This window comes from Leclercia sp. EC_58, assembly GCF_019584355.1.
GTDB lineage: Bacteria > Pseudomonadota > Gammaproteobacteria > Enterobacterales > Enterobacteriaceae > Enterobacter.
This window is the reverse complement of record NZ_VDAM01000001.1, coordinates 4,434,177-4,459,843: the sequence shown is the minus strand read 5'-3', so window position 1 is coordinate 4,459,843 and position 25,667 is coordinate 4,434,177. Positions and strand designations below refer to the sequence as shown.

The following is a 25,667-nucleotide window of genomic DNA, read 5'->3' as shown; positions in this document are numbered from 1 at the left end:
TGGATGCAATCGGTTACGCTCTGTATAATGCCACGGCAATATTTAACCACCCAGGTCAGAGATATTGCCCATGCTACGTATCGCTAAAGAAGCACTGACGTTTGACGACGTCCTCCTCGTTCCCGCTCATTCCACCGTTCTGCCGAATACTGCCGACCTCAGCACGCAGTTAACCAAAACCATTCGCCTGAACATTCCTATGCTCTCCGCGGCAATGGACACCGTGACTGAAGCGCGCCTGGCTATCGCCCTGGCTCAGGAAGGCGGCATTGGCTTTATTCATAAAAACATGTCTATCGAGCGTCAGGCGGAAGAAGTTCGCCGCGTGAAGAAGCATGAATCTGGCATCGTTACCGACCCACAAACCGTTCTGCCAACCACCACCCTGCGCGAAGTGAAAGAGCTGACCGAGCGTAACGGTTTTGCAGGCTATCCGGTTGTCACCTCCGATAACGAACTGGTGGGCATCATCACTGGCCGTGACGTGCGTTTCGTCACCGACCTGAACCAGCCGGTCAGCGTTTACATGACCCCGAAAGAGCGTCTGGTCACCGTACGTGAAGGTGAATCCCGCGACGTGGTCTTCGCAAAAATGCACGAAAAACGCGTTGAAAAAGCGCTGGTTGTGGACGACAGCTTCCACCTGCGCGGCATGATCACCGTTAAAGACTTCCAGAAAGCAGAACGTAAACCGAACGCCTGTAAAGACGAGCATGGCCGTCTGCGCGTTGGCGCGGCGGTGGGCGCGGGTGCGGGCAACGAAGAGCGCGTTGATGCGCTGGTTGCGGCGGGCGTTGACGTGCTGCTGATCGACTCTTCTCACGGCCACTCCGAGGGCGTGCTCCAGCGTATTCGTGAGACCCGTGCGAAATACCCTGACCTGCAGATCATCGGCGGTAACGTGGCAACCGGCGCGGGCGCGCGTGCCCTGGCTGAAGCGGGCTGTAGCGCAGTGAAAGTGGGTATCGGCCCAGGCTCCATCTGTACCACCCGTATCGTGACCGGCGTGGGCGTTCCGCAGATCACTGCGGTATCCGACGCGGTAGAAGCGCTGGAAGGCACCGGTATTCCGGTTATCGCTGACGGCGGTATCCGTTTCTCTGGCGATATCGCGAAAGCGATCGCGGCCGGTGCGGCAGCGGTAATGGTGGGCTCCATGCTGGCCGGTACCGAAGAGTCTCCGGGTGAAATCGAACTGTTCCAGGGCCGTTCTTATAAATCTTACCGTGGGATGGGCTCTCTGGGCGCGATGTCCAAAGGCTCCTCCGACCGCTACTTCCAGACCGATAACGCTGCCGACAAACTGGTGCCGGAAGGTATCGAAGGCCGTGTGGCCTATAAAGGCTACCTGAAAGAGATCATCCACCAGCAGATGGGCGGCCTGCGCTCCTGTATGGGCCTGACCGGCTGTGGTACTATCGACCTGTTACGTACCAAAGCGGAGTTTGTACGTATCAGCGGTGCGGGTATCCAGGAAAGCCACGTTCACGACGTGACCATCACCAAAGAGTCCCCGAACTACCGCATGGGCTCCTGATAAATTTCCACGCCCGGCTATATGCCGGGCGATTTTGTTTCACTTGCCTCGGAATTAGCGTCAATGACGGAAAATATTCATAAACATCGCATTCTCATTCTGGATTTCGGTTCGCAGTACACTCAGCTGGTGGCACGTCGCGTACGTGAGCTGGGCGTTTACTGTGAACTGTGGGCGTGGGATGTCACGGAAGCACAGATTCGCGAATTCAACCCAAGCGGTATCATTCTCTCTGGCGGCCCGGAAAGCACCACCGAAGATAACAGCCCGCGCGCGCCGCAGTATGTATTCGAAGCCGGAGTGCCGGTGTTCGGCGTCTGCTACGGCATGCAGACCATGGCGATGCAGTTGGGTGGCCATGTAGAAGGCTCCAACGAACGTGAGTTCGGCTATGCACAGGTTGAAGTCCAGACCGACAGCGCCCTGATCCGCGGTATCGAAGACTCCCTGACCGCCGACGGCAAAGCGCTGCTGGATGTCTGGATGAGCCACGGCGATAAAGTCACCGCTATCCCGTCCGACTTCGTGACCGTTGCCAGCACCGAGAGCTGCCCGTTTGCTATCATGGCGAACGAAGAGAAGCGCTTCTACGGCGTGCAGTTCCACCCGGAAGTGACCCACACCCGTCAGGGTATGCGCATGCTGGAGCGCTTTGTTCGCGATATCTGCCAGTGTGAAGCCCTGTGGACCCCAGCAAAAATCATCGACGACGCCGTGGAACGTATCCGCCAGCAGGTGGGTGACGACAAAGTGATCCTCGGTCTGTCCGGTGGCGTTGACTCCTCCGTGACCGCGATGCTGCTGCACCGTGCCATCGGTAAAAACCTGACCTGCGTCTTCGTCGACAATGGACTGCTGCGCCTGAACGAAGCCCAGCAGGTGATGGACATGTTCGGCGACCACTTCGGCCTGAATATCGTTCACGTGGAAGGCGAGCAGCGCTTCCTCGACGCGCTGGCGGGCGAAAACGATCCGGAAGCCAAACGTAAAATCATTGGCCGCGTTTTCGTTGAAGTGTTCGACGAAGAAGCGCTGAAGCTGGAAGATGTGAAGTGGCTGGCGCAGGGCACCATCTACCCTGACGTGATCGAATCCGCGGCATCCGCCACCGGTAAAGCACACGTCATCAAGTCTCACCACAACGTGGGCGGCCTGCCGAAAGAGATGAAGATGGGTCTGGTTGAACCGCTGCGTGAGCTGTTCAAAGACGAAGTGCGTAAGATCGGCCTGGAGCTTGGCCTGCCGTACGACATGCTCTACCGTCACCCGTTCCCGGGGCCGGGTCTGGGCGTGCGCGTGCTGGGCGAAGTGAAGAAAGAGTACTGCGACCTGCTGCGTCGCGCGGATGCGATCTTCATCGAAGAGCTGCACAAAGCTGACCTGTACAACAAAGTGAGCCAGGCGTTCACCGTCTTCCTTCCGGTTCGCTCTGTAGGCGTAATGGGCGATGGCCGTAAGTACGACTGGGTTGTCTCCCTGCGTGCGGTGGAGACTATCGACTTTATGACTGCCCACTGGGCGCACCTGCCGTATGACTTCCTGGGTCGCGTATCCAACCGTATTATCAACGAAGTGAACGGTATTTCCCGCGTGGTGTATGACATCAGCGGTAAGCCACCAGCGACGATTGAGTGGGAATGACATTCTTATTTAATTTTTTGATTTAATTAAATAAAAACAATGCCATTAATGATTTATTCACATCATTAATGGCATTGTTCATGGTGTGTGAAAGCGTCATCTGGCAAGGTATTCTGATACCATGGTGGAAGTTCTTTTTCACATGGTATCGAGTCAAAGCCACATATCCTTTAGGCGTAGCCATTTTCTGAATATGCTAGGATGAGCACGCGTTGGTAGAGCATCACCTTGAGTCCCATTGGCGTTTCAGAGAAATTAGTCTGTCATCACGATTCAGTTTGTTATCGGCTTCCTCAATTTGTTGTAATATTTTTTCCATTCCATAAGGCCAAGCCAACGTGTTATCTGGCAGAACCGTATAGAGTAGCGCCAGCGCTTGTTCAGGATAACGGTCTATGATGTTGTCTCCGGACTTATAGAGTGATGGTAACATTAGATGGTCTCGCTCGATTTTGCTTAGAAGTGGCAAAACCAATGCTGCGATAGTAGGAAATTGCTCGCCGCTGGAGAAAGCTAACTCGCAAAGACGAGCTGATGTGTTGGGCGATCTGGCTGATAGTTGGCGAGGCCAAATTTGTAGCAGCTCGGAAAGCTGTTTTTTCCATCGGCTATGTGAGTTTTTGTCTTTCTCTTCAGACCATCGTTGAGCTTGCCATAAGACCCGAGATCGAAATTCATCATCGACTTTTAAAAGCAAGCTGCGCATCTCGTCATTGGAAATGCAACGTCCACCTGTGGCATCGTCTACAGTTCCCCACCCGGCTAGGATCATACTTGCAATGATTTCACTATATGAACGACTCGACAGAAGAGGAGCCACGGCAAACTCCAGCATGTCGCTCTTGAGCTGCATGTAGAGTTTTTTATTTGGAATTTTAGCCCCCCACAAGAAGCCTGACCATGCTGCGTCGCGATCGTCCCGGTCGTTGCTCTGAAGCGCAGGCAATAAGTAATGCTCCGTCCATTTCGGGTCGACAGCGAAAAACCAGTTGAGGTTGTGACAAAAGATCACAATTGCATGTCTGCGCAAGTCGTTTGGAAGCGCCAACAGGGCCTCAGCGTGAATAAGCCATTCGGAAGGAATGCATTGATTTTGATTAAGATTATCCGTGCGGGGGTCGTTAAAAAGCGTTTTAGCGATCTTACCAGTAGGAGAATTAATCGCTTCAATCGTCCAGTCTGGCTCTTTGGAACCTCGAATAATACCTGAATATCCTTCGTTCGGTGATTCACTAAGGACGCCAACCAGCTTCATCAAAATGCAGTCGAAAATAGGAAGGTAGTCTTTGCTTAGCTTTGCACTGACATCCTGCAGCCAATCAGTCGCGGGGCGAAGAATCGTTGCAAGCTGCGCATTTGAATAACGAGCTAGTCGCATGGCAATCAACCAAGCTAATCTTGCCTTGTCATTCTTTCGTGCCTCTGAAGTAAGGAAACGTTGCCATGCCCACTCTGGGAAACTTCCTTGTTTAGCTGCATAGGTCAACGCAGCAAAAGCGCGCGCAGGGCGTTGAGCGGCAAGGCCGGAATAAGGATCGTTCTCTACGAGAAAATCGTCTGATCGACCACTACCTTCCTTCGCTCGTAGCAGTACTAGTGAAAGGGGGGTTTCTGCTAGTCCTTCATGACTGGTGTTAGTCCTGACCCATCCTGTCCGAACTTCCAGCGATTCAGCAGTTCTCCCGCCATAATCCTCTTTCCAGTCGGGCGTAGCTGCACGGAGCAGCTTCGCTTGTTTACGAGCGTTGACTGAAAGCTTGCATTCTGAGTTTTGAAGCCACTGAATGCGATTTAGAATCGACCAAGCTCGTCTGCTATCGTAGGCTGCAATCTTCTCGCGCTTCCATCGCTTTGGACCTATCAACAGCTTTTGTTCGATTAACTTGCGCGATGCACTACCGAGTTTCTTCCATCGCTCTGCGATGACCAATAATAGGTCGCGTTGATGATAACGATCCCAGAATGCGGTATTGCTTAAAGACGATATGAATTGTCCAAATTCATTATCTGAAACAATACTTTTTTTTCCTGATGCCCATATTCGTAGCCGGGCAAAAATAGTGTCATCTTCCGTAGGCCATGATAAAAATTCTTGTTTAGCGGCTGATTTATTAGTTTGAACTAGTTGTGTGAACAGCTCCGCAAATTGTATAACTAAAGCTGAAAGTCCATGCGTTCGATGATAGTCGTCGTTATCTTCAATATTATCCTTGACTAATGGGCTTATATTTCTAAGTCCATAGCCACCAATTTCTTTTTCAAGTGCTAGAGCTAGTTCGAGATTCTGTCGTAAAGCTTTAACAATTGCTGAACACCACTCATCAGGAACAGTAATTATTTCGTGCGTTTCAGGATATTTCACATCCATCCACAGCAAGTAATTTTCATCTTTCTGAGTGGTCTCTGCTTCGGGCATCTTAGGTGTATTTGTGAAAGAGGGTTTTGCAGAAAGGTGAGGGCGGAGCACCTCCCCAAACCGCCTAACGATAGCGCTATTCCATCCGTCTGCTTTAATGACGGATTGCAACGCATACCACTCACTGTGGAATTCTTCGACGTACTTCCAAGCCTCAAAAAGCGACCGCCAAGCGTTGCGAATGTTCTGATGAATGTGTCGATTGCTTCGCTCTAGCTCCCAAGAGATGAGCCGTTGAATGTGCTGATTAAGTGACGACTGATGGGATGCCCACCATACTGCGGCAGGCTGGTCGCAAACCTTTGCGAGCCATACGCCCAATGTATCTATGCGCGGGACAATACGTGGGAAATGATTAGCCCAATGTCCGCGAAATGCAGTAAGATTTTCATTGCGGATCGCTGCTTTATCAAGATGATTAAGTTCAAAGGCATCCCACGCATTGGGTGGTGTTTCTCGCTTGGCATAATTAACTTCAGGATCTGGTTTAGTCGGCAAGGGGTCTGAATCAAGGCCATATAGATCGAATGGATCAATATAGGGTTCTTTGCTATTAAGTGAGATTGAATTAACCGGCCTTGCGAATCGTCGGTATTTGTCGAACACACAAAGCCATTCAGCAGGGGGGAGAACCTCCCCCTCGCAGAACTTCTTTACGCCTTCGTAGGTTGAAATAACATGTGTCACCTGACCTCGTTCATGAGGCTGAAGTGCTGTCGGTCCTTTTTTGGATGCGTCAATAATCTTTGTGAACCATGCTTCAGGATTACGGGCTCGCTCTGCCCAAGCCTCAAGAGATTTCCATAAAGCAGCATGTGAATCCTCTGGGCTATATGGGATGGCCTCAACACCTTTGTGCCGCCATCGTGCGACGGCATCGTCATGGTCGCCAGATTGGAAAGCATAAGCGTTTGCGCGGTTCCCTGAGGTCTTACGCAAAGCTTCAAGAAGATATTGAACTGGAGGATCGTCGGCAGTATACCCAACAAATACAACAATATATTTTTCAAGTATTTCACGAATGAAAGTTGTTGCCCATCCGTCCGATAGATATGCACGACCAAATTCGGAACTTGAGAGAACAAAGCCATCATCCTCAGCAGCTGTATAAGTTGGTGTTGAGCGGCCATGGAGATAGACTATTCCATTGATCTCATTTGGAAGTAAAGGGTTCGGTAACCTTGGGGGTTGCCATATACGAAGATTGCGCCCGCAGTCATCAAATAATCTGTCGAAGTTCGTCGTGACTAATTGAACAGTACCTTCTGGCGTCGTCGCCAGGTCCAGCAAAATTCTGTGTGCAGTCAGATCGCAGCCCACAGGTGGCTTTAATGCAGATGCTACCGCCTCCTCGATATCGCGTGAGGTGAAGTCTCTTTCTAGAAGCCCAAAAACACGGTCAGCAGATATGACACCGGGTATACCAACACGCTTGTCGATCTCTCTAGCTTCTTGTATTAGCCTATAGGCAGGACTATTTTGGTCGACACCAAGCCTAGCAACTACTTGACTTGCTAAGCCAAAGAAATCTGGTAATTGAGCACGTGCTCGGGATACGCCTGCCCCGCAAAAGAAAATTACTCGGCCCTGATCTCTGGCAAGAAGGAGATCGTCAGGGATTGATGGTCCGTCGGCAAAAAATCGCAAATCCTTTCCTCCGCAATCTACATTTATGTTTAGGCTACCAAAACCCGTCTCTTAGTGATTAAAGTTTTGATTAGTCTCTTTATTGTCTAGAGTTTCGCCATTACCTGTATGTTGTATATTTGATAGCACCCGAGCAACGCAATCTAAAACTAACTTAAACTGTGAACTGATACATACCAATTGCTATCATGGTATTTTTAATAGCATACATAGTAACTTTATAATTAATTGATTTTTAATTATTTTCCATGGTTGATAATGAGATGGGAATAATTCCCGCCTGTTAAGCGCTGATAAATCAAGCCCGCATCGCGCGGGCTTTTTTTCACCTGTCTCATTTCACCGCTTGCTCAATCACCCGGGCAACTTCTTCGGGATGACTCACCATCGACACATGGCTTGCCGCTACCTCGGTGGTTTTCGCATCAATCGCCTTCGCCATTGAACGCTCCAGATCCGGGTTGATCATCCGGTCACTCTTGCTGACCACATACCAGCTCGGCTTATCGTGCCAGGCCGCATGCGTGACCTTTTCTGCAAAGGCATCCGCACGGATCGGACCCTGAGTAGCGATCAGCCAGTTTTGCTCAGCAGCCGTAATGTTCGGCGCAAAATCCTGATGTACCGATTTGCCCGGCAAATAGAGAAAACCGTCCGCGGTTTTGGCGATGCCTGCGCTGCCCGGCGGGGCAGGGTAGCTGTCCGCCAGCGCCGCCGTCGACTGGCCTGAGTCCGGGGCAAACGCCGCCACGTAAACCAGCGCTTTGACCCGCGCATCGTTACCCGCCTCGCTTATCACCGTCCCGCCCCAGGAGTGGCCTACCAGCACTACATCCCCGTGGGCCCGGGCGATGGCGCGCTGGGTTGCAGCGACATCCTCTTTCAGCGAGGTGAGCGGCAGCTGAACGGCGATGACCTCGGTATGTTGGCGTTGCAGCTTGTCGATCACGCGGTTCCAGCTGCTGCCGTCGGCAAAAGCGCCGTGCACCAGCACCACGGTTTTATTATTCGCCAGCGCGGAGCCACCGGCGGCGGCCAGCAGCAGGCCCACCGCAACGGTATGGATAAACAGTTTTTTCATGGTTACGCCTCAGCGATAAATATCGGCGGTACCGGACAGGGTATTGTTCCCCCCGGCGGAGGTAATATGAAATGCGCTGGCGCCCGCTTTATCGGCTTTGTCCTGCAGTTTCGCCTCCAGATCCGCCAGCGACGTTGCGCCGCTGCTGTCGGAAACGGTGCCAATCTTTTGCTCTCCCAGAGGATGATCAATCTCCTGGGCGGCGAAAGCGGAAGAGGCCATTGGGGCGGTGAAGGTCAGAACAGCAATCAGTAATGTTTTCATGGTTTAAATCCTCAAAAATAGGTCAGGGGTTGCGTTCAGTGCATAACCGCGGCATGCGGCGGCACGGTGAATTCGACGGTCTTGCGATCAACAGGTTTATGGGTTGGGTCGGCGAGAATAAGGGTCACCTTGTGATGGCCTGCGGGCAGCCCCACCAGAATGACCGGCTCGCCGCTGGCGTCGGCCCAGTGCCAGGGGTTGTCATCCACGATGACGTGGATATGGCCGATGCGCGGCGCCACTTTCAGCGCCTCGGGTCCGAACACCGGTTCAATGCGCATGTTCTCTGCGCGGTATTGAATAAAGACCGCGCCTTTACTCAGCGGGCCCGCCAGCGGCGGATCCACAATCAGCTTCGCCGGGGGCTGGGGCTGTTCGAGCGGTGCGACGGCGGCGGGGCCATTCACATCCGCCGCACTGAGCCCGCTTAACGGTGCGGCCCAGGTACAGCCTGATGACAAGGCGAACAGCGTGAGCAGGACATTTCGATGCATCATCCGGGTATCTCCTCTTCAGGTAATCAGTGACGACAGGTACAGAAAACCATTTTTATGTATCGGGTCTGTTTGCTGTGGGCGGCTTTTTTGTATGGCTGCGTAAGCAGGGCGGCGTGGATACAGTGCGATACATTCCGCGCATGCGCAGGGTTGTTTCTGCTGGCATGGTGTCTGCAGAGGCACCCGGGTGGGTGCTAAAGCAAACAGGAGAATGATCATCATGAATCACGAAAAGGTAGCGTTGGTTTTCGGCGGGGCGCGCGGGATCGGAGCGGCCATTGCGACACGGCTGGCGCGCGAGGGCTATCGGGTTGCCATTACCTGGGTATCACGCCCGGATCGGGCGCAGGCGCTGGTCTCAACGATTGAGCAACAGGGCGGTCAGGCGATAGCCATTGAAGCCGACAGCGCAGACGCGAAGGCTATCCAGGCCGCGGTGGATAAGACATTACAGCAGTACGGCAGGCTGGATGTTGCGGTAGTGAATGCGGGCGTGCTTCGCCTCGGTACGATTGAGGCGTATTCGTTGGACGATCTGGATACCACCCTGGCGGTCAACGTGCGCGGTGTCTTTCTTGCCATTCAGGCAGCGGTGAAGCCGATGGCAGAAGGGGGGAGGATTATCACCATCGGCAGTAATACGGCGGTGCGTACCGGCCATGCGGGCAGCAGCGTGTATGCCATGAGTAAAGCGGCAGTCGCCTCGATGGTACAGAACCTCGCCCTGGATCTGGCGCCACGGCGCATCACCATTAACAACATCCAGCCAGGGCCCATCGCCACCGATATGACCGCCGGGATGGCGGAGCAGATCGTCGGTAGCATTCCGTTGCAAAGAATGGGCGAGCCGGACGAAATCGCCTCGCTGGCGGCCTGGCTTGCCGGGGCGTCATCCGGCTACATGACCGGGGTAAGCCTGACCATCGACGGCGGATTTGTTCTTTAGTCACTCAGGGCAGGGATGCCCTCAGCATGGCGCGATGCCTGACCCTTAACGATAGCCACCGCCAGCCCGGCAATCACCAGCGTCAGTCCCCATGACAGCCACATCGCCCCAATCGTCCCTAAAGCGCGATTCAACCACGCATAGGCCAGCGGGGAAGCCGCCGCCATCAGCTGGGCCGGGATCAGCAGCACGCCGGTGCGTCTGGCGTACTCTTCCGGGGCAAACAACTGCAACGGCAGCGTAGCTTTGACGATGGTCACCAGGCCGTTAATCGCGCCGTAGCCCAGCACAAAACCGGCGGCTGACCAGAGGAAAAGCGTACTGCTCAGGCCGAGCATAAAGCAGACCGGCATGGCAAGCGCGGTGAGTAGCGTCAGGCGCAGCGGAGTCAGTCCCGCTCCGGTCACCACCTCCAGGAACCGCGCCCCGGTCTGCCCAATTCCCCATAACATGCCGATGGTCACCGGCAGGCCGACGCTGGCGATAAATTCAGGCAGATGGGTCGAGGTGCCGTTAGAGACAAAGGTGATGAGCGCGATAAACGCGGCGTACAGCCAGCTGTTGCGCCGATCCTCTCCCCCGGCACGGGTGGCGGGTTTGTTGGCTAGAGGATGAGTATGATTGGGTAGCGACAGGGTTAACGCGGCGCTCAGCAGGCCGAACAGGGCATAGATCAGCAGCGCTTCACGCCAGTTCATGACCATGAGCAGTGCCTCTCCTAGCGGCCAGAACACCACCGAGGCCAGCCCGCCCGCCAGCGTCACGCGGGAGATCGTTCGCCGCGCCTGCTGACCGTAAAGATTAACCAGCGCCGCAAACAGCGCGTCGTACAGCGACAGGCGCATACCGATGCCAGTTAACACCCAGGCGCTGTACCAGGTCATAAGCGAGTGCGTGTAAGCCATGAGCAGACAACTCAAGGCGATCAGCAGGGAGCCGGTCATCACCACGCGCTGGCCGCCGATCCGCGCCAGTAAGCGGGCGACAAACGGCGAGAGGGCAGCCATCACCAGCATGGCGAGCGTCAGGCCCGAGTAGATTTGCGCTGATGACCAGCCGGTATCCGCCGTCATCGCCCGGGCAAAAGTGCCCGGCATATAAAAAGAGATCCCCCAGTTGATAAGCTGGTTACAGCCGGCAGTGAGGGAGAGGGCGCGGGGTAGGGCAGGGTTTTTCATTATCTTTCATTCCATCAGGGCGTTATGCTGAGCATATCGGTTGCATCAGGACCCTGGCAGGCCGGTGCGTTTATGGCTCCTATAAGGGAAACTTTGTGATGACGACGCTGAATCTGGGACAGCTGGCAACCTTTCGCCTGGTGGTGCAGCGGGGCAGTTTTTCTGCCGCGGCGGATCTGCTGGGACTTTCACAGCCGGCCGTCAGTCTGCAGATCCGCCAGCTGGAGCAGTTTCTGCAGGCGCGATTAATCGAGCGAACCGGGCGGGGGATTAAAGCCACGGCGGCCGGGCTGGCGTTACTCACGCACGGCGAGCGCATCGAGCAGGCGGTGGATGAGGCGATACGAGCGGTAGCGGCCTTCAGCCATGATGTGAGCGGAACCATTACCCTCGGAATGGGGGCGACAGCCTGCATCCACCTGCTGCCGCCTCTGTTGCAGCAGCTGCGACAGGAGCATCCGCTGCTGCGGGTTGGCGTCACCACCGGCAATACCCTGGAGATTGTTCGCGCTATCGAGGAGAACCGTCTCGACCTGGGGCTGGTGACACTCCCGGCTGCCGGTTCTGCGCTGGCGATCGCGCCGGTAATGGATGAGGAATTTGTCTTTATCGCCGCCGGGGAAGAGCAGGGAGAGTTCGGCATGCTGACCGCAGAGCATCTGCAGGATAAGCCCTTTATCGCGTTTAGTGCGGGAAGCAGCACGCGTACGGTTATCGACGCCTGGTTCCAGGCAAGCGGCGTGGAGGTGCAGCCAGTGATGCAGTCCGGCAGCATCGAAGCGATCAAGCGTATGGTTCGTGTCGGGCTGGGGTACAGCATTATTCCCCGAATGGCGGTCGCCTGTGCGCAGGACAGGCAGGGATTATGCGTACAGTCGCTTACGCCGTTATTACAGCGCCAACTGGCTATCGTTATGCGTCAGGACAAAATACTGAGCAGAGGAATGAGCGAAATTATTCGTTTATTACAAACCGCAGAATAATTAAATTAACCAATAAAAACCAAACGATTAATTAATTGTCGATGTGGAACGCCCGGCGTAATCGACAGAGAGGCTGGATTGCTGGGCCTGTTTTTTCTCCTGATGGTGATACCAGGCACCTATAGAGGAATAGACGAAACGGCCAAGAAAAAAGAAGAAGCTGATTAGCAGTATGATACGCGTCATCCGAGTGTTAAACCGATGTCGTCTTCGCATACGTGTGGCCTGACTCACTGTTGTTTTCCTGATAATACCCTGCGGGCGGTACGTCATTAAGGCATACGGGGGGGCAGGGGTCAATTAATTGTAATGTAAAATTCCGTCAACAACTCACTTACTTAATGTTATGTATAATAATTAGTTTATTTACGCCATTGATAATTAGCACAAAAGTAGGGTTAAAAAATGTGAATCTTATTTATCGAAATTACTATTTTTGATTTAAGTCAAATGTCACTCGCCGTTGCTAACTAAAATCTTTATTCCTTTTCGTGTAATCGTTATTTCGTCTGCACGGCAACAGCGTCAGGTTGGATGCCTGTCTGAACTACCCCTGGACGAGCGGGTTTACTATGGCATCTATGACTATTTTCTCGTTATACAAAAAATACAAAGATCACTGGTGGGCGCTGCCGTTGCTTCTGCCAATCGTGCTGCTGCCCATTGCGCGCTTAGCCACTACCTACACCCAGGTTCAGGGGAGTCTGGTGGTGCTCTATTATATGCCGCTGGCGTTGTTACTTGCCTTCATGCTGTTTTATGGGATGGCGGCAGTGCCTGGCATTATGGTTGCGCTCTTCCTGCACTATTATCCCTCGATTGGCGGCTACGAAACGGCCATTGCCATTGCGCATTTCCTGATCCCTATCTCCCTCAGTTGGGGGGGATATCGGGTCTTTACACCCCGACGTAATATGACCGCCTATGGCGACCCACGGCTTATCGCGCAGCGGATGTTCTGGCAGATGTTCTGCCCGGCCACGCTTTTCCTGCTGCTGTTTCAGTTCGCGGTTTACCTCGGCGTTTACCAGACGCGGTTTGACCTGGCCGGTATCAGTACCCCCGGGATCCGCTCGCTGATTAACTATCAGGGGTTAATGGTTGGCTGCCTGACGGGGGTGCCGTTCTGCTATGTGATCATCCGCATCCTCCGTCATCCCCGCTATCTGCGTAGCCTGATATCGCAGATGAGGGGCCAGATAGACCGCAAAGTGTCGCTGACAGAAGTCGTCATCTGGGTGCTGATCAACAGCGCATTACTGGCCTTGCTGTTATGGCCGATCAACGAAAACAGCAGCATCTTCAGTACCAACTACACGCTGTCGCTGCTGATGCCGGTCATGCTGTGGGGTTCGATGCGCTTCGGTTATAAGCTGATGTCCCTGATCTGGACGCCAGTGCTGATCGTCTCTATTCACTATTTTTACCGCTATATCCCCTGGTCACAGGGATACGATATCCAGCTCACCATTACCTCCTCCAGTTATCTGGTCTTTACCTTCGTGGTGGTCTATATGGCGGTGTTGGCGACCCGACAGCGGGCCATCAATATCCGCGCCAGACGGCTGGCGTTTCTCGACCCGGTCGTACATATGCCGAACCTGCGGGCGCTTAACCGCGCGCTGGGCAAAAAGCCCTGGTCGGTGCTCTGTTTCTTGCGCATCCCTGAGCTGGAAGTGCTGGGGCGTAACTATGGGGTATTGCTGCGTATTCAGTACAAACAGAAGCTGGCCGCCTGGCTGAGCGACTCTCTGCAGCCGGACGAGTGCGTATATCAGATGTCGGGTCACGATCTGGTGTTGCGGCTGGATACCGAGTCACATCAGTCCCGCATTGAAGAGCTGGATCTGCAGATCAAACGTTTCCGCTTCCTCTGGGACGGCATGCCGCTTCAGCCGCAGGTAGGGGTTAGCTACTGTTATGTGCGCTCCCCGGTGGTACATCTCTATCTGCTGTTGGGTGAACTGGGTACCATTGCCGATCTCTCTCTGGCGACCAACCACCCGGAAAACCTGCAGCAGCGGGGCGCAATCAATCTGCAACGCGGTTTGAAAGACAAAGTCGCGATGATGAATCGCGTGCAGCGGGCGCTGGAAAAAGATGAGTTTACCCTTCTGGCGCAGCCCGTACAGGGCATACGCGGCGATAGCTATCACGAGATACTGCTCCGTCTGCAAAATGGTGATGCCGGGCTGATCTCGCCCGATATTTTTCTGCCTGTTGCCCAGGAGTTTGGCCTTTCGTCGCGAATTGATCTGCTGGTGCTGGAGAAGACGCTCAAGTTTATGGCGGAGAACCGCGAAGCGTTTCCGGGGCAGCGGTTTGCCATCAACCTTTCGCCAACCTCTATCTGCCGGGCCCAGCTGCCGCTTGAGGTCAGCCGAATGTTGCAAAAATACGCCATTGAGAGCTGGCAACTGATCTTCGAGATCACCGAAAGCAGCAGTTTTGGCAACGCCGGGCTGGCGATGCAGACCGTGAATCATCTGCAGCAGATGGGGTGCCGGATTGCCATTGATGATTTTGGTACCGGCTACGCCAGCTATGCGCGGCTGAAAAACGTGAATGCCGATATCCTGAAAATCGACGGCAGCTTTATTCGTAACATCGTCAGCAATAGCCTGGATTACCAGATTGTCGCCTCAATTTGTCATCTTGCGCGTATGAAAAAGATGCTGGTGGTGGCGGAGTATGTCGAAAGCGAAGAGATCCGCCACGCCGCTGAAGAACTGGGCATTGACTATTTTCAGGGCTATTTGATTGGCAAACCCGTGCCACTGGAGAGTCTGCTTAGGGTTGAGGCGCTCGGTATGAGCGCCTGACGGGAGGATTACGCGGCGACGTGCGGGGAGTGCTCTTCTTCAATTTTCAGGCACCAGCCGGTGACGGCGCTCCAGTACTGTTGCTCTTTTTCCAGATCCAGCAAGACCAGCGCGTTCTGGCTAAACCAGTCATGCGGGAAACTTAGCGTCCAGTGGTTATCGTCCGTGGTGAGCGTCAGCGTTGGTGGCGTCGTGGTCGCCTGGCGCTGGTTGTTGAGCAACACGCCCAGACGTAACAGCTGGATCAGCGGCAGGAACTGTTTTTTCTTGAACAGCGTAAAGCGCGGCAACTCGTCCAGCTTAACGGCTTTACGATGATAGCGCACCAGCGAGGCCATCATGGTCTGCTGCTCCTGGTTGAAGCCTGGCAGGTCGCTGTGTTGCAGAATGTAGGCCGAATGACGGTGCATCCCGCTGTGGTTGATATTGAGCCCCACCTCATGCAGCATCGCCGCCCATTTGAGCAGAGCCGCCAGCTGCGGATGCGCCAGTTTCGGGTTCTGGGCTTCCCACTGATCATACATTTGGGTCGTGGTTTCCAGCACGCGTCTGGCCTGTTCGCGGTCAATATTGTACTGGTTGGCCAGGCTTTGCGCGGTGCGGCTGCGAATATCCTGATGACGGAAACGGCCTTCCATCTCATACAGCACGCCTTCGCGCAGCGCGCCGTCGGAAAGACGCAGCTCACGAATGGCCAGCGCATCGAACACGCCGCACAGGATCGCCAGACCCGGCACAAATACCGCTTTGCGCTCTTCGGAGAGACCCGGCAGGCTCAGGGCGGTAAAGCTTTTATGCTTGAGCACCTCTTCCATCAGCCGGGTCAGGCGCTCAGGGGTAATAAAGCCATCTTTTTCGCCCATCTCCACCAGCACTTCGTGTGCCGCTTTGATCGTACCCGAGGCGCCAAGCGCCACGTTCCAGCCCTGCAGACGGTATTGCCAGGCGAGGGACTCCAGCTTCTGTACCGCGGCCATGCGTGCGCGCTGGAAGTTCTCCCGGCTGATTGTCCCGCCCGGGAAATAGAGTTGGGCAAAGCTGACACAGCCCATCCGGCGGCTTTCAACCAGGTGCGGTTCAAAGTTTTCGCCGATCACCAGCTCCGTCGAGCCGCCGCCAATATCAATCACCAGCTTGCGGCCTTTTTCGGGTTGCGTATGCTCCACACCCATAAAAATCAGACGGGCTTCTTCGTTACCCGAAATGATTTCGATAGGGTAGGGGATCACCTTTTCCGCGCGCTTTAAAAATTCCGTCGCGTTCGCGGCCTGGCGCAGGGTATGCGTTCCGACAATGCAGACGCTCGACGGGGTGAAACCCTGCAGGCGTTCGGCAAACAGCGACAGGCAGTTCAGCCCGCGCTCCATCGCCTCTTCGCTGAGCATATTGTCCGCACCCAGGCCGTCAGCCAGGTGGACGCGCTGCTTCAGACGACCGATGATCTGCATTGCGCCATCCACCTCACGGGCGATGACCATGTGGAAGCTGTTAGAACCAAGGTCGACCGCAGCAAACTCCTGCGGTCGTGGGGTCTTATCGTTTATCGGCATAGGTTAATCGGGTTGCTCGAGTGATTTGATATAGTCGTAAATCGCCAGCTGTGCCCGTACTTTACGGCGATTGCCGCGCGGCACATAGCGGTTACTCAGTTCTTTATCGACATAACGTGCTTTTACAGTATCACTTAACAACAGGTCGATAATATCAAGAATTTGTTGCTTCAGCCGCGGATCGAGCAGCGGGGCCGCCACTTCAATTCGGTAATCGATGTTTCGCGTCATCCAGTCGGCGGAAGAGAGGTAGACGCGTTTATCGCCGCCGTTCTCAAAAATATAGATCCGATCGTGCTCAAGATAGCGATCGACGATGCTGATGACGCGAATATTTTCACTGATGCCCTCAAGATCGGGGATCAGCGAGCACATGCCGCGGATCAGCAGATTAACCTGAACTCCCGAACTGGAGGCGGCATACAGGCGATCCACCAGCCCTTTATCGACCAGGTTGTTGAGCTTAAGCGTAATGCCGGCTGGCTGGCCGTTTTGCGCGTTGGCGATCTCGCGGTCGATCATGTCATACAGCAGACGACGGGAGTTCTGCGGGGAGACCAGCAGATAGTCGAAGCTGACCGGGCGATACGGGTTTTCGATAAAGTTAAATACCCGACGCACCTCGTTGGTGATCCGCGCATCGGCAGTGAGCAGCGAGTAGTCGGTATAGATGCGCGCGGTCTTTTCGTTGAAGTTACCGGTGCCGATATGAGCATAACGCACCACGTCATCGCCCTCTTTACGGGAGATGAGGAACAGCTTGGCGTGGATCTTCAGTCCAGGAGCCGAGAAGATCACGTGCACGCCCGCTTCGGTCAGGCGACGGGCCCAGTGGATGTTGGCCTCTTCATCGAAACGTGCCTGCAGCTCCACCACAACGGTCACTTTTTTGCCGTTGTGGGCAGCGTGGATCATCGCATCGATGATGCGGGAATCTTTCGCCACGCGGTAGATGTTGATTTTAATCGCCAGCACGTTGGGGTCGAACGACGCCTGACGCATCAGCTCCAGCACATGCTCAAAGGTATGGTACGGATAGTAGAGCAGGACGTCGCGCTCGCGAATGGCGTCGAAGCCGTTGCGGAACTTATCGAACCAGATGTGGCGTAGGCGGGGCAGCGGCTTGTTCACCAGGTTGGCTTTGCCGACGTTCGGGAAGCCGATAAAGTCTTTGAAGTTGTGATAGCGACCGCCCGGCACGATGGAGTCGTAGCGGGAGATGGTCAGCTTTTCGCGCAGCATATCGACCATGGCATCGGGCATATCGCGCTGATAAACAAAGCGCACCGGCTCGGCAGTCAGACGTTGCTTGAGGCTGGAGGACATCAGCTCCATCAGGCTGGCCTCCATCTCGTGCACCAGGTCGTACTCGGCGTCACGGGTCATCTTCATCGAATAGGCGTTCAGGGCATCATAATCGAAGAAGCCCTTGAAGATATCGTCAAGGCAGTAGCGCAGGATGTTATCCAGCAGGATCATCGGTTTGCGGCGGCGTGGCGTCTCCGGCGGCAGGTTGACGAAGCGCGGCACTTTGTCTGACGGGATCTCCAGCAGCGCATAGCGGATGCTGTCGCCGCGGATAATCTCTACCGCCAGGTAGGTGTAGTCATCTTTCAGGAACTGCACCAGATCGGTTTCGCGGTTAATCAGAATCGGGGTGATGTGCTGGCGCAGATACTGTTTGAAATAGTGACGCAGCCAGCTCTGCTGGTTAACCGAGAGCTGTCGCTCGTTAATCAGGAAGATTTGATTGCGTGCCATCTCCAGCAGCAATTCGTTATACAGACTGTCAAATTCCTGATCGGCTTTCAGGACCCTGGACTGGATCTTGCCCAGCAGATGACGCGAATTCGAGTTTAAACCCTGCTCTTCGCTAATAATGATTCGACGCTTCAGTTCAGCAAAGCGAACTTTATAGAACTCGTCCAGGTTATTGGAGTAAATCCCCAGAAAACGCATGCGCTCAATCAGCGGGTTACTTTTGTCGGCCGCTTCCTGAAGCACGCGCTCGTTGAATGCTAACCAGCTTAGCTCTTTCTCGATGTATAACTTTTCCTGACCCATTACTACTCACACTCCAGTTCAATCACAGGACGTGGTAAATCCGTCTCGCCTTTATTATGGCGAGCATTTCCACAATATGTCCAACTGTGTCAGAAAAGTATGACAGTTAAATTTTTTCTTGAGGAATAATAGAGAGTTGGCGGGGCAAAAGGTGCTGTAGGCCGGGTAAGCGATAGCGCCACCCGGCAAAAGTTTACTCTTCCGCCGCATGGCCTTGCGGGGGTAACGGCGCGCCATCCAGCCAGGCGGCGCCGTCGCGCATTTCAAGACGGCCATCAACGAACCAGCTCACCACCAGCGGGTAGATGGCATGCTCCTGGGCCTGAACCCGGGCGGTCACATCCTCTTCGCTGTCGCCTGCAAACACCGGCACTTTCGCCTGCAGGATCACCGGGCCACCGTCCAGTTCGTCGGTAACGAAATGGACCGAGGTGCCGTGCTCCAGGTCGCCGTTATCCAGCACCTGACGGTGGGTATTCAGGCCGGGATATTTTGGCAGCAGGGAAGGGTGGATATTCAGCAGTCGTCCGGCATAGTGCGCGACAAACGCCGGGCTTAAGATCCGCATGTAGCCAGCCAGCACCACCACGTCCGGGGCGTAGGCGTCAATCTCCTGCACCAGCTCGCGGTCAAAAGCCTCGCGGCTGGCAAACTGGGCGGCGCTGAGCGCATGCGCGGCAATGCCCGCGTCGCGGGCACGCTCAAGGCCGTATGCATCGGCCTTGTTACTGAATACTGCGCGGAGGGTGCCGTTGATCTTCTTCTGTTTGCAGGCATCGATGATAGCCTGCAAATTACTTCCGTTACCGGAAATGAGCACCACTATATTTTTCATTCAATGACCACACGCTGTTCGGAATCAGACGCTTTGATGATACCGATTTTCCACGCGTTTTCACCTTTCGCCTGCAGCAGCGCCAGGGCATTGTCCACTTCGCTTGCCGGCAGGGCGATAACCATCCCCACGCCACAGTTGAAGGTGCGATACATCTCGTGATCGCTGACGTTACCGGCATCCTGCAGCCAGTTGAATACTGCTGGCCACTGCCAGGAGGATTCATCGATCACCGCCTGGGTGTTGTCCGGCAGCACACGCGGAATATTTTCCCAGAAGCCGCCGCCGGTCAGGTGGGCAATCGCGTGAACGTCCACATTCTCAATCAGCTCCAGAATGGATTTCACATAGATACGGGTCGGTTCGAGCAGGTGATCGGCAAGCGGTTTGCCTTCCAGCTCGGTGGTGAGCGGGTCGCAGCCGCTCACTTCAACAATTTTACGCACCAGGGAGTAGCCGTTAGAGTGCGGGCCACTGGAGCCCAGCGCAATCAGCACGTCGCCGTCGGCCACTTTGCTGCCGTCAATGATCTCTGATTTTTCGACAACGCCCACGCAGAAGCCAGCCACGTCATAATCGTCGCCGTGGTACATGCCCGGCATTTCAGCGGTTTCGCCGCCCACCAGCGCACAGCCTGACTGCAAGCAACCTTCCGCGATACCGCTGATGACGCTGGCTGCGGTATCGACGTCCAGCTTGCCGGTCGCGTAGTAGTCGAGGAAGAACAGCGGCTCAGCGCCCTGAACCACCAAGTCGTTCACGCACATGGCGACCAGGTCAACGCCGATGGTGTCGTGGCGTTTCAGATCCATCGCCAGACGCAGCTTGGTGCCCACGCCGTCGGTGCCTGAGACCAGAACCGGTTCACGGTATTTTTGCGGCAGCGCGCACAGTGCGCCGAATCCTCCCAGACCTCCCATCACTTCCGGGCGGCGGGTTTTTTTAACTACCCCTTTGATACGGTCAACCAGCGCATTACCTGCGTCAATATCTACACCGGCATCTTTGTAGCTGAGAGAAGTTTTGTTGGTCACGGCTCAAGTCCCCACGCGATTGCATTGCGATATAAGAAAAATCGGCGCAATTCTAACAGTCCAGGCAAACGTTTGCGAGCCCATTCTGCAACAGAAAATCGTGCGCCTGAAAATCCAGAGAAAATCGCAGCCTGGCGCACAAACTTGAACCCGTTCACGAAAATGAAACCGGGTACATTCTTATTCTTGCAACCCTGCCAGTGAATGCACATCATTTCACTGAAACCGGTTTCTGTACTCTTTTTTGCCGATAATTAACGCTGAATGAGGGATATCGCATGTCAGGATTCAAAGAGGGTTTTCTGTGGGGCGGCGCGGTGGCGGCGCATCAACTTGAAGGCGGCTGGCAGGAGGGCGGGAAGGGCACGAGTGTGGCAGACGTGATGACCGCTGGCGCTCACGGCGTCCCCCGCGAAATTACCGACGGCGTACTGCCGGGCAAAAACTACCCCAACCATGAAGCCATCGATTTCTATCACCGGTACAAAGACGACATCCGGCTGTTCGCGGAAATGGGCTTTAAATGTTTCCGCACCTCCATTGCCTGGACGCGTATTTTCCCGAAAGGCGATGAACAGCAACCCAATGAGGCGGGACTACAATTTTACGACGATCTGTTTGATGAGTGCCTGAAGCATGGCATCGAGCCGGTGATTACCCTCTCGCACTTCGAAATGCCTTATCACCTGGTGAAAGAGTACGGCGGCTGGCGTAACCGCAAACTGATCGACTTCTTTGTGCGCTTTGCCAGCGTGGTGTTCGAGCGCTATCAGCACAAAGTGAAGTACTGGATGACCTTTAACGAGATCAACAACCAGGCCAACTTCCACGAAGATTTCGCCCCGTTTACCAACTCCGGGCTGAAGTACCAGCCGGGTGAGGATCGTGAGCCGGTGATGTTCCAGGCGGCGCACTATGAGCTGGTGGCCAGCGCCCTGGCGGTAAAAGCCGGACGCGACATCAACCCGTCGCTGAAAATTGGCTGCATGATCGCCATGTGCCCGATCTATCCCCTGACCTGCGCCCCGAACGACATGATGATGGCGATGAACGCCATGCACCGCCGCTACTGGTTCACCGATGTACACGTGCGCGGCGCCTATCCGCAACACCTGCTGAACTACTTTGCCCGTCGCGGTTTTGCGCTGGATATCACCGAAGAGGATAAAGCGGCACTGAAGCAGGGCTGCGTGGATTACATCGGCTTCAGCTACTACAGGTCGTTTGCCACCAAAGCCACGGAGGACAACCCGCAACTGGACTACGACGAAAGCAAAAGCCTGGTCTCCAACCCCTATGTGCAGAAATCGGACTGGGGCTGGCAGATTGATCCGGTGGGACTGCGTTACTCCCTGAACTGGTTCTGGGATCACTACCAGCTGCCGCTGTTTATTGTCGAGAACGGGTTTGGCGCCATCGACGTGCTGGAGAGCGACGGCACGGTCAATGACCAGTACCGCATCGACTATCTCAGCGCCCATATCCGTGAGATGAAAAAAGCGGTGGAGGAAGACGGGGTGGATCTGATGGGCTACACCCCGTGGGGCTGTATCGATCTGGTCTCTGCCGGAACGGGCGAGATGAAAAAACGCTATGGCTTTATCTATGTTGATAAAGACAACGAAGGCAACGGCACGCTGAATCGCAGCAAGAAGAAGTCGTTCGCCTGGTATCAGAAGGTGATCGCCAGCAACGGCGAATCGCTTTAAACGTCCACGGCCGGGTGGCGGCTTCGCCTTACCCGGCCTACAAAATCGTAGGCCCGTGCAAGCGCAGCGCCGCCGGGCGAAAACCCGCACAAAAGCCGGCGATCCCCCGCCGGTTTTTTTTGTCTCTTTTATACTCTCTGACAGCCTCTAATTCACTTTGGTTGATCCCGGTCAAGCAAGATGGGTATGGCGCTGTCCGAAAAAAGCGGTATAATCCGGCGATTTTTTTTGTGGCTGCCACCCGAAGGAGAAAGAGAATGAAGATTGTGGAAGTGAAACACCCACTCGTTAAACACAAGCTGGGCCTGATGCGTGAGCATGACATCAGCACTAAGCGCTTTCGTGAACTGGCCTCTGAAGTTGGCAGCTTACTGACCTATGAAGCAACCTCCGATCTGGAAACCGAAACTGTGACCATTGAAGGCTGGAACGGCCCGGTACAGGTTGAGCAGATCAAAGGCAAAAAAATTACCGTTGTGCCAATCCTGCGCGCAGGTCTGGGCATGATGGAAGGCGTGCTGGAGCACGTCCCTAGCGCGCGTATCAGCGTGGTTGGCATCTACCGTAACGAAGAGACGCTGGAGCCGGTGCCTTATTTCCAGAAGCTGGTCTCTAATATCGACGAGCGTATGGCGCTGGTCGTTGACCCGATGCTGGCCACCGGTGGCTCCATGATCGCCACCATCGACCTGCTGAAAAACGCGGGCTGCAGCAGCATCAAAGTATTAGTACTGGTTGCCGCGCCGGAAGGCATCGCTGCGCTGGAAAAAGCGCACCCGGACGTTGAACTGTACACCGCCTCTGTCGATCAGGGCCTGAACGAGCACGGGTACATCATCCCGGGACTCGGCGATGCCGGCGATAAGATTTTTGGTACTAAATAAGTGAATAACGAAAAAGAAGCCGACTTTGATAGTCGGCTTTTTTTTGAATAAAAAACCCAACCGCTTAAAACAAACAACACTTGAGGAAGATTCTATGACGCGCCGTGCTATCGGGGTGAGTGAAAGACCGCCACTTTTACAGACAATCCCGCTTAGTTTGCAGCACCTGTTTGCGATGTTTGGTGCAACCGTGCTGGTGCCCATTCTGTTCCACATTAACCCGGCCACCGTGTTGCTGTTTAACGGCATCGGTACGCTGCTTTATCTCTTTATTTGTAAAGGTAAGATCCCGGCCTACCTGGGCTCCAGCTTTGCCTTTATCTCCCCGGTCTTGCTGTTGCTGCCGTTAGGCTATGAAGTGGCGCTGGGTGGTTTCATTATGTGCGGCGTGCTGTTCTGTCTGGTGGCTTTCATTGTGAAGAAAGCGGGGACCGGCTGGCTGGATGTGATGTTCCCCCCTGCGGCGATGGGCGCAATCGTTGCCGTCATCGGTCTTGAACTGGCCGGTGTGGCGGCGAACATGGCGGGTCTGCTGCCTGCTGACGGACAATCCCCGGATACTAAAACCATTACTATCTCGCTGGTAACCCTGGGCGTGACGGTCTTTGGTTCCGTGTTGTTCCGTGGTTTTATGGCGATTATCCCGATCCTGATTGGCGTACTGGCAGGCTATGCGCTCTCTTTTGCGATGGGCGTTGTGGATACCACCCTGATTGCCCAGGCCCACTGGTTCGCGCTGCCAACCTTCTACACCCCGCGCTTTGAGTGGTTTGCCATCTTCACCATTCTGCCTGCCGCGCTGGTGGTGATTGCCGAGCACGTCGGTCACCTGGTGGTCACGGCCAATATCGTCAAGCGCGACCTGATCCGCGACCCGGGTCTGCACCGCTCGATGTTTGCCAACGGCTTCTCAACCATCATCTCCGGTTTCTTCGGCTCCACGCCCAACACCACCTACGGTGAGAATATCGGCGTGATGGCCATTACTCGTGTGTACAGCACCTGGGTTATCGGCGGCGCGGCGATTTTCGCTATTCTGCTCTCCTGCGTCGGTAAGCTGGCGGCAGCGATCCAGATCATTCCGGTTCCGGTCATGGGCGGCGTCTCTCTGCTGCTGTACGGGGTGATCGGCGCCTCCGGTATTCGCGTTCTGATCGACTCAAAAGTTGACTACAGCAAAGCGCAAAACCTGATCCTGACCTCGGTGATCCTGATTATCGGCGTCAGCGGTGCCAAGGTGCACATTGGCGCAGCTGAGCTGAAAGGCATGGCGCTGGCCACCATCGTCGGTATCGGTCTGGCCCTGATCTTCAAACTGATCTCCGTTCTGCGCCCGGAAGAGGTGGTGCTGGACGCCGAAGAGAGCGAAAAAGTCTCGCATTGATCCTGCAACCGGGCGGCCGATCCGCCCGGTTCTCTCCCCGCTTGTTCCGTGTTAAACTCTGGGCCGATTCCGAGTAAGACCTGGTTGAGGTATTTCTGAACGCACCGGCACAGCTCTCTTTGCCACTCTATCTTCCCGACGACGAAACTTTCGCGAGTTTCTGGCCGGGTGATAACCCCTCTTTACTGGCTGCACTGCAAAACGTGTTGCGCCAGGAGCACAGCGGTTACATCTATATCTGGTCACGCGAAGGTGCAGGGCGCAGCCATCTGCTGCACGCCGCCTGCGCTGAACTTTCTCAGCGCGGGGATGCGGTCGGCTATGTGCCGCTGGATAAACGCACCTGGTTTGTGCCAGAGGTGCTCGATGGGATGGAACAGCTGTCGCTGGTCTGCATCGACAATATCGAATGCGTGGCGGGGGATGAGCTGTGGGAGATGGCGATTTTCAATCTCTATAACCGCATTCTGGAGTCCGGAAAGACCCGGCTGCTGATCACCGGCGATCGACCGCCGCGTCAGTTAAATCTCGGGCTGGCCGATCTGGCTTCGCGTCTCGACTGGGGACAAATCTACAAATTACAGCCGCTTTCCGATGAGGATAAATTGCAGGCTTTGCAGCTGCGGGCGCGGTTACGGGGATTTGAACTGCCGGAAGATGTGGGACGTTTTCTGCTAAAACGTTTAGATCGCGAGATGCGTACGCTGTTTATGACCCTCGATCAGCTGGATAAGGCATCCATCACTGCCCAGCGCAAACTCACCATTCCTTTTGTGAAAGACATTCTCAATCTTTAGGCCCGGCGCACGCGCTACCGGGCCATTCCTGCTTACTTCACAATCTCAAGCACCTGCTCAGGCGGTCGTCCAATCCGGGCCTGGCCGTTGGCCACCACAATCGGGCGCTCAATCAGCTTCGGATGCTCCACCATCGCCTGAATTAACGCCTCTTCACTAAGCGCGCTGTCTGCCAGCCCCAACTCTCTGTAAAGCTCCTCTTTCTGGCGCATTAACGCTCTGGCGCTGGTCATTCCCAGTTGGGCAAGCAGCGTGCGGAGGGTGTCGGCATCCGGCGGCGTATCCAGATAGAGCACCACCTGCGGCTCAACGCCGTTGGCTTTCAGCAGGTTCAGGGTTTCGCGGCTCTTTGAGCAGCGAGGGTTATGGTAGATCGTAACCGCGTCAGACATCTTTTC

At 54.8% G+C, this 25,667-nt stretch carries 20 protein-coding genes; 9 read left to right on the top strand and 11 right to left on the bottom strand.

What is annotated here, in order from left to right:
• Positions 1-70: 70 nt before the first annotated feature.
• Positions 71-1,537 carry an IMP dehydrogenase gene (guaB, locus tag FHC51_RS21655; protein WP_114314245.1) on the top strand — a complete coding sequence of 489 codons (1,467 nt, stop codon included), beginning with the start codon at positions 71-73 and terminating at the stop codon, positions 1,535-1,537.
• Positions 1,538-1,600: 63 nt separating this feature from the next.
• Positions 1,601-3,178 (top strand): glutamine-hydrolyzing GMP synthase, encoded by a 1,578-nt coding sequence (gene guaA / locus FHC51_RS21650; RefSeq protein ID WP_156239543.1) that lies wholly within the window; start codon positions 1,601-1,603, stop codon positions 3,176-3,178.
• A 223-nt stretch (positions 3,179-3,401) separates the two neighbouring features.
• Here guaA and FHC51_RS21645 read toward each other — a convergent pair whose 3' ends face one another.
• The 4 genes from FHC51_RS21645 to FHC51_RS21630 form a co-directional block, all read right to left on the bottom strand.
• On the bottom strand, positions 3,402-7,241 hold the full coding sequence (locus FHC51_RS21645) for an SIR2 family protein (protein WP_220436574.1): 3,840 nt from the start codon (positions 7,239-7,241) through the stop codon (positions 3,402-3,404).
• Between the two features lie 334 nt (positions 7,242-7,575).
• A complete protein-coding gene (locus tag FHC51_RS21640) occupies positions 7,576-8,322 on the bottom strand; it encodes an alpha/beta fold hydrolase (protein ID WP_220436573.1) in 747 nt (248 codons plus the stop codon).
• 9 nt (positions 8,323-8,331) lie between these two features.
• A complete protein-coding gene (locus tag FHC51_RS23120; protein WP_220436572.1) occupies positions 8,332-8,586 on the bottom strand; it encodes a DUF1471 domain-containing protein in 255 nt (84 codons plus the stop codon).
• Between the two features lie 35 nt (positions 8,587-8,621).
• A complete protein-coding gene (locus tag FHC51_RS21630; RefSeq protein ID WP_220436571.1) occupies positions 8,622-9,083 on the bottom strand; it encodes a DUF6130 family protein in 462 nt (153 codons plus the stop codon).
• Between the two features lie 220 nt (positions 9,084-9,303).
• Here FHC51_RS21630 and FHC51_RS21625 point away from each other — a divergent pair, with 220 nt between their 5' ends.
• A complete protein-coding gene (locus FHC51_RS21625; protein WP_220436570.1) occupies positions 9,304-10,029 on the top strand; it encodes a 3-oxoacyl-ACP reductase family protein in 726 nt (241 codons plus the stop codon).
• Here the strand turns inward: FHC51_RS21625 and FHC51_RS21620 are convergent.
• Complete coding sequence (locus FHC51_RS21620) at positions 10,026-11,207, bottom strand: MFS transporter (protein WP_220436569.1); 1,182 nt, start codon at positions 11,205-11,207, stop codon at positions 10,026-10,028. The genes FHC51_RS21625 and FHC51_RS21620 overlap by 4 nt on opposite strands.
• Positions 11,208-11,305: 98 nt before the next feature.
• Between FHC51_RS21620 and FHC51_RS21615 the strand changes: the two genes are divergently transcribed.
• Positions 11,306-12,190 carry a LysR family transcriptional regulator gene (locus FHC51_RS21615; RefSeq protein WP_220436568.1) on the top strand — a complete coding sequence of 295 codons (885 nt, stop codon included), beginning with the start codon at positions 11,306-11,308 and terminating at the stop codon, positions 12,188-12,190.
• 27 nt (positions 12,191-12,217) lie between these two features.
• Here the strand turns inward: FHC51_RS21615 and FHC51_RS21610 are convergent, their stop codons facing one another.
• A complete protein-coding gene (locus FHC51_RS21610; RefSeq protein WP_103180692.1) occupies positions 12,218-12,424 on the bottom strand; it encodes a YfgG family protein in 207 nt (68 codons plus the stop codon).
• 347 nt (positions 12,425-12,771) lie between these two features.
• On the opposite strand from FHC51_RS21610, the gene FHC51_RS21605 reads away from it, so the two are divergent.
• The gene (locus FHC51_RS21605; protein ID WP_220436744.1) at positions 12,772-15,012 is read left to right on the top strand and encodes an EAL domain-containing protein; all 2,241 of its coding nucleotides are present in this window, start codon (positions 12,772-12,774) and stop codon (positions 15,010-15,012) included.
• Between the two features lie 8 nt (positions 15,013-15,020).
• Here FHC51_RS21605 and ppx read toward each other — a convergent pair whose 3' ends face one another.
• From ppx to purM, 4 genes are all read right to left on the bottom strand, one after another.
• The gene (gene ppx / locus FHC51_RS21600; RefSeq protein ID WP_103824647.1) at positions 15,021-16,562 is read right to left on the bottom strand and encodes an exopolyphosphatase; all 1,542 of its coding nucleotides are present in this window, start codon (positions 16,560-16,562) and stop codon (positions 15,021-15,023) included.
• Positions 16,563-16,565: 3 nt separating this feature from the next.
• The gene (gene ppk1 / locus FHC51_RS21595; RefSeq protein WP_114314296.1) at positions 16,566-18,626 is read right to left on the bottom strand and encodes a polyphosphate kinase 1; all 2,061 of its coding nucleotides are present in this window, start codon (positions 18,624-18,626) and stop codon (positions 16,566-16,568) included.
• A gap of 193 nt (positions 18,627-18,819) precedes the next feature.
• Positions 18,820-19,461, bottom strand: a complete 642-nt coding sequence (purN, locus tag FHC51_RS21590) for a phosphoribosylglycinamide formyltransferase (protein WP_220436567.1) — start codon at positions 19,459-19,461, stop codon at positions 18,820-18,822.
• Positions 19,458-20,495 (bottom strand): phosphoribosylformylglycinamidine cyclo-ligase, encoded by a 1,038-nt coding sequence (purM, locus tag FHC51_RS21585; RefSeq protein ID WP_220436566.1) that lies wholly within the window; start codon positions 20,493-20,495, stop codon positions 19,458-19,460. The genes purN and purM overlap by 4 nt, the downstream gene beginning before the upstream one ends.
• A gap of 278 nt (positions 20,496-20,773) precedes the next feature.
• On the opposite strand from purM, the gene FHC51_RS21580 reads away from it, so the two are divergent.
• The 4 genes from FHC51_RS21580 to FHC51_RS21565 all read left to right on the top strand — a co-directional run bounded on the left by FHC51_RS21580 (position 20,774) and on the right by FHC51_RS21565 (position 25,269).
• Positions 20,774-22,204 carry a 6-phospho-beta-glucosidase gene (locus FHC51_RS21580; protein ID WP_220436565.1) on the top strand — a complete coding sequence of 477 codons (1,431 nt, stop codon included), beginning with the start codon at positions 20,774-20,776 and terminating at the stop codon, positions 22,202-22,204.
• 257 nt (positions 22,205-22,461) lie between these two features.
• A complete protein-coding gene (gene upp, locus FHC51_RS21575) occupies positions 22,462-23,088 on the top strand; it encodes a uracil phosphoribosyltransferase (RefSeq protein ID WP_032613066.1) in 627 nt (208 codons plus the stop codon).
• A gap of 94 nt (positions 23,089-23,182) precedes the next feature.
• The gene (gene uraA, locus FHC51_RS21570) at positions 23,183-24,472 is read left to right on the top strand and encodes a uracil permease (protein WP_220436564.1); all 1,290 of its coding nucleotides are present in this window, start codon (positions 23,183-23,185) and stop codon (positions 24,470-24,472) included.
• A 95-nt stretch (positions 24,473-24,567) separates the two neighbouring features.
• Positions 24,568-25,269 carry a DnaA inactivator Hda gene (locus FHC51_RS21565; RefSeq protein WP_214422612.1) on the top strand — a complete coding sequence of 234 codons (702 nt, stop codon included), beginning with the start codon at positions 24,568-24,570 and terminating at the stop codon, positions 25,267-25,269.
• Positions 25,270-25,301: 32 nt separating this feature from the next.
• Here the strand turns inward: FHC51_RS21565 and arsC are convergent, their stop codons facing one another.
• Positions 25,302-25,661, bottom strand: coding sequence for an arsenate reductase (glutaredoxin) (gene arsC, locus FHC51_RS21560; RefSeq protein ID WP_103824653.1), 360 nt, complete (start codon positions 25,659-25,661; stop codon positions 25,302-25,304).
• Positions 25,662-25,667 lie beyond the last annotated feature (6 nt).

Bases quoted from the DNA above. Each gene is read 5' to 3' on its own strand.
- FHC51_RS21605 (WP_220436744.1), top strand. From the start codon at position 12,772: ATGACTATTTTCTCGTTATACAAAAAATACAAAGATCACTGGTGGGCG.
- guaB (WP_114314245.1), top strand. From the start codon at position 71: ATGCTACGTATCGCTAAAGAAGCACTGACGTTTGACGACGTCCTCCTC.
- FHC51_RS23120 (WP_220436572.1), bottom strand. From the start codon at position 8,586: ATGAAAACATTACTGATTGCTGTTCTGACCTTCACCGCCCCAATGGCC.
- guaA (WP_156239543.1), top strand. From the start codon at position 1,601: ATGACGGAAAATATTCATAAACATCGCATTCTCATTCTGGATTTCGGT.
- FHC51_RS21580 (WP_220436565.1), top strand. From the start codon at position 20,774: ATGTCAGGATTCAAAGAGGGTTTTCTGTGGGGCGGCGCGGTGGCGGCG.
- purN (WP_220436567.1), bottom strand. From the start codon at position 19,461: ATGAAAAATATAGTGGTGCTCATTTCCGGTAACGGAAGTAATTTGCAG.
- FHC51_RS21630 (WP_220436571.1), bottom strand. From the start codon at position 9,083: ATGATGCATCGAAATGTCCTGCTCACGCTGTTCGCCTTGTCATCAGGC.
- ppx (WP_103824647.1), bottom strand. From the start codon at position 16,562: ATGCCGATAAACGATAAGACCCCACGACCGCAGGAGTTTGCTGCGGTC.
- FHC51_RS21640 (WP_220436573.1), bottom strand. From the start codon at position 8,322: ATGAAAAAACTGTTTATCCATACCGTTGCGGTGGGCCTGCTGCTGGCC.
- uraA (WP_220436564.1), top strand. From the start codon at position 23,183: ATGACGCGCCGTGCTATCGGGGTGAGTGAAAGACCGCCACTTTTACAG.
- upp (WP_032613066.1), top strand. From the start codon at position 22,462: ATGAAGATTGTGGAAGTGAAACACCCACTCGTTAAACACAAGCTGGGC.
- FHC51_RS21615 (WP_220436568.1), top strand. From the start codon at position 11,306: ATGACGACGCTGAATCTGGGACAGCTGGCAACCTTTCGCCTGGTGGTG.
- ppk1 (WP_114314296.1), bottom strand. From the start codon at position 18,626: ATGGGTCAGGAAAAGTTATACATCGAGAAAGAGCTAAGCTGGTTAGCA.
- FHC51_RS21625 (WP_220436570.1), top strand. From the start codon at position 9,304: ATGAATCACGAAAAGGTAGCGTTGGTTTTCGGCGGGGCGCGCGGGATC.
- arsC (WP_103824653.1), bottom strand. From the start codon at position 25,661: ATGTCTGACGCGGTTACGATCTACCATAACCCTCGCTGCTCAAAGAGC.
- FHC51_RS21620 (WP_220436569.1), bottom strand. From the start codon at position 11,207: ATGAAAAACCCTGCCCTACCCCGCGCCCTCTCCCTCACTGCCGGCTGT.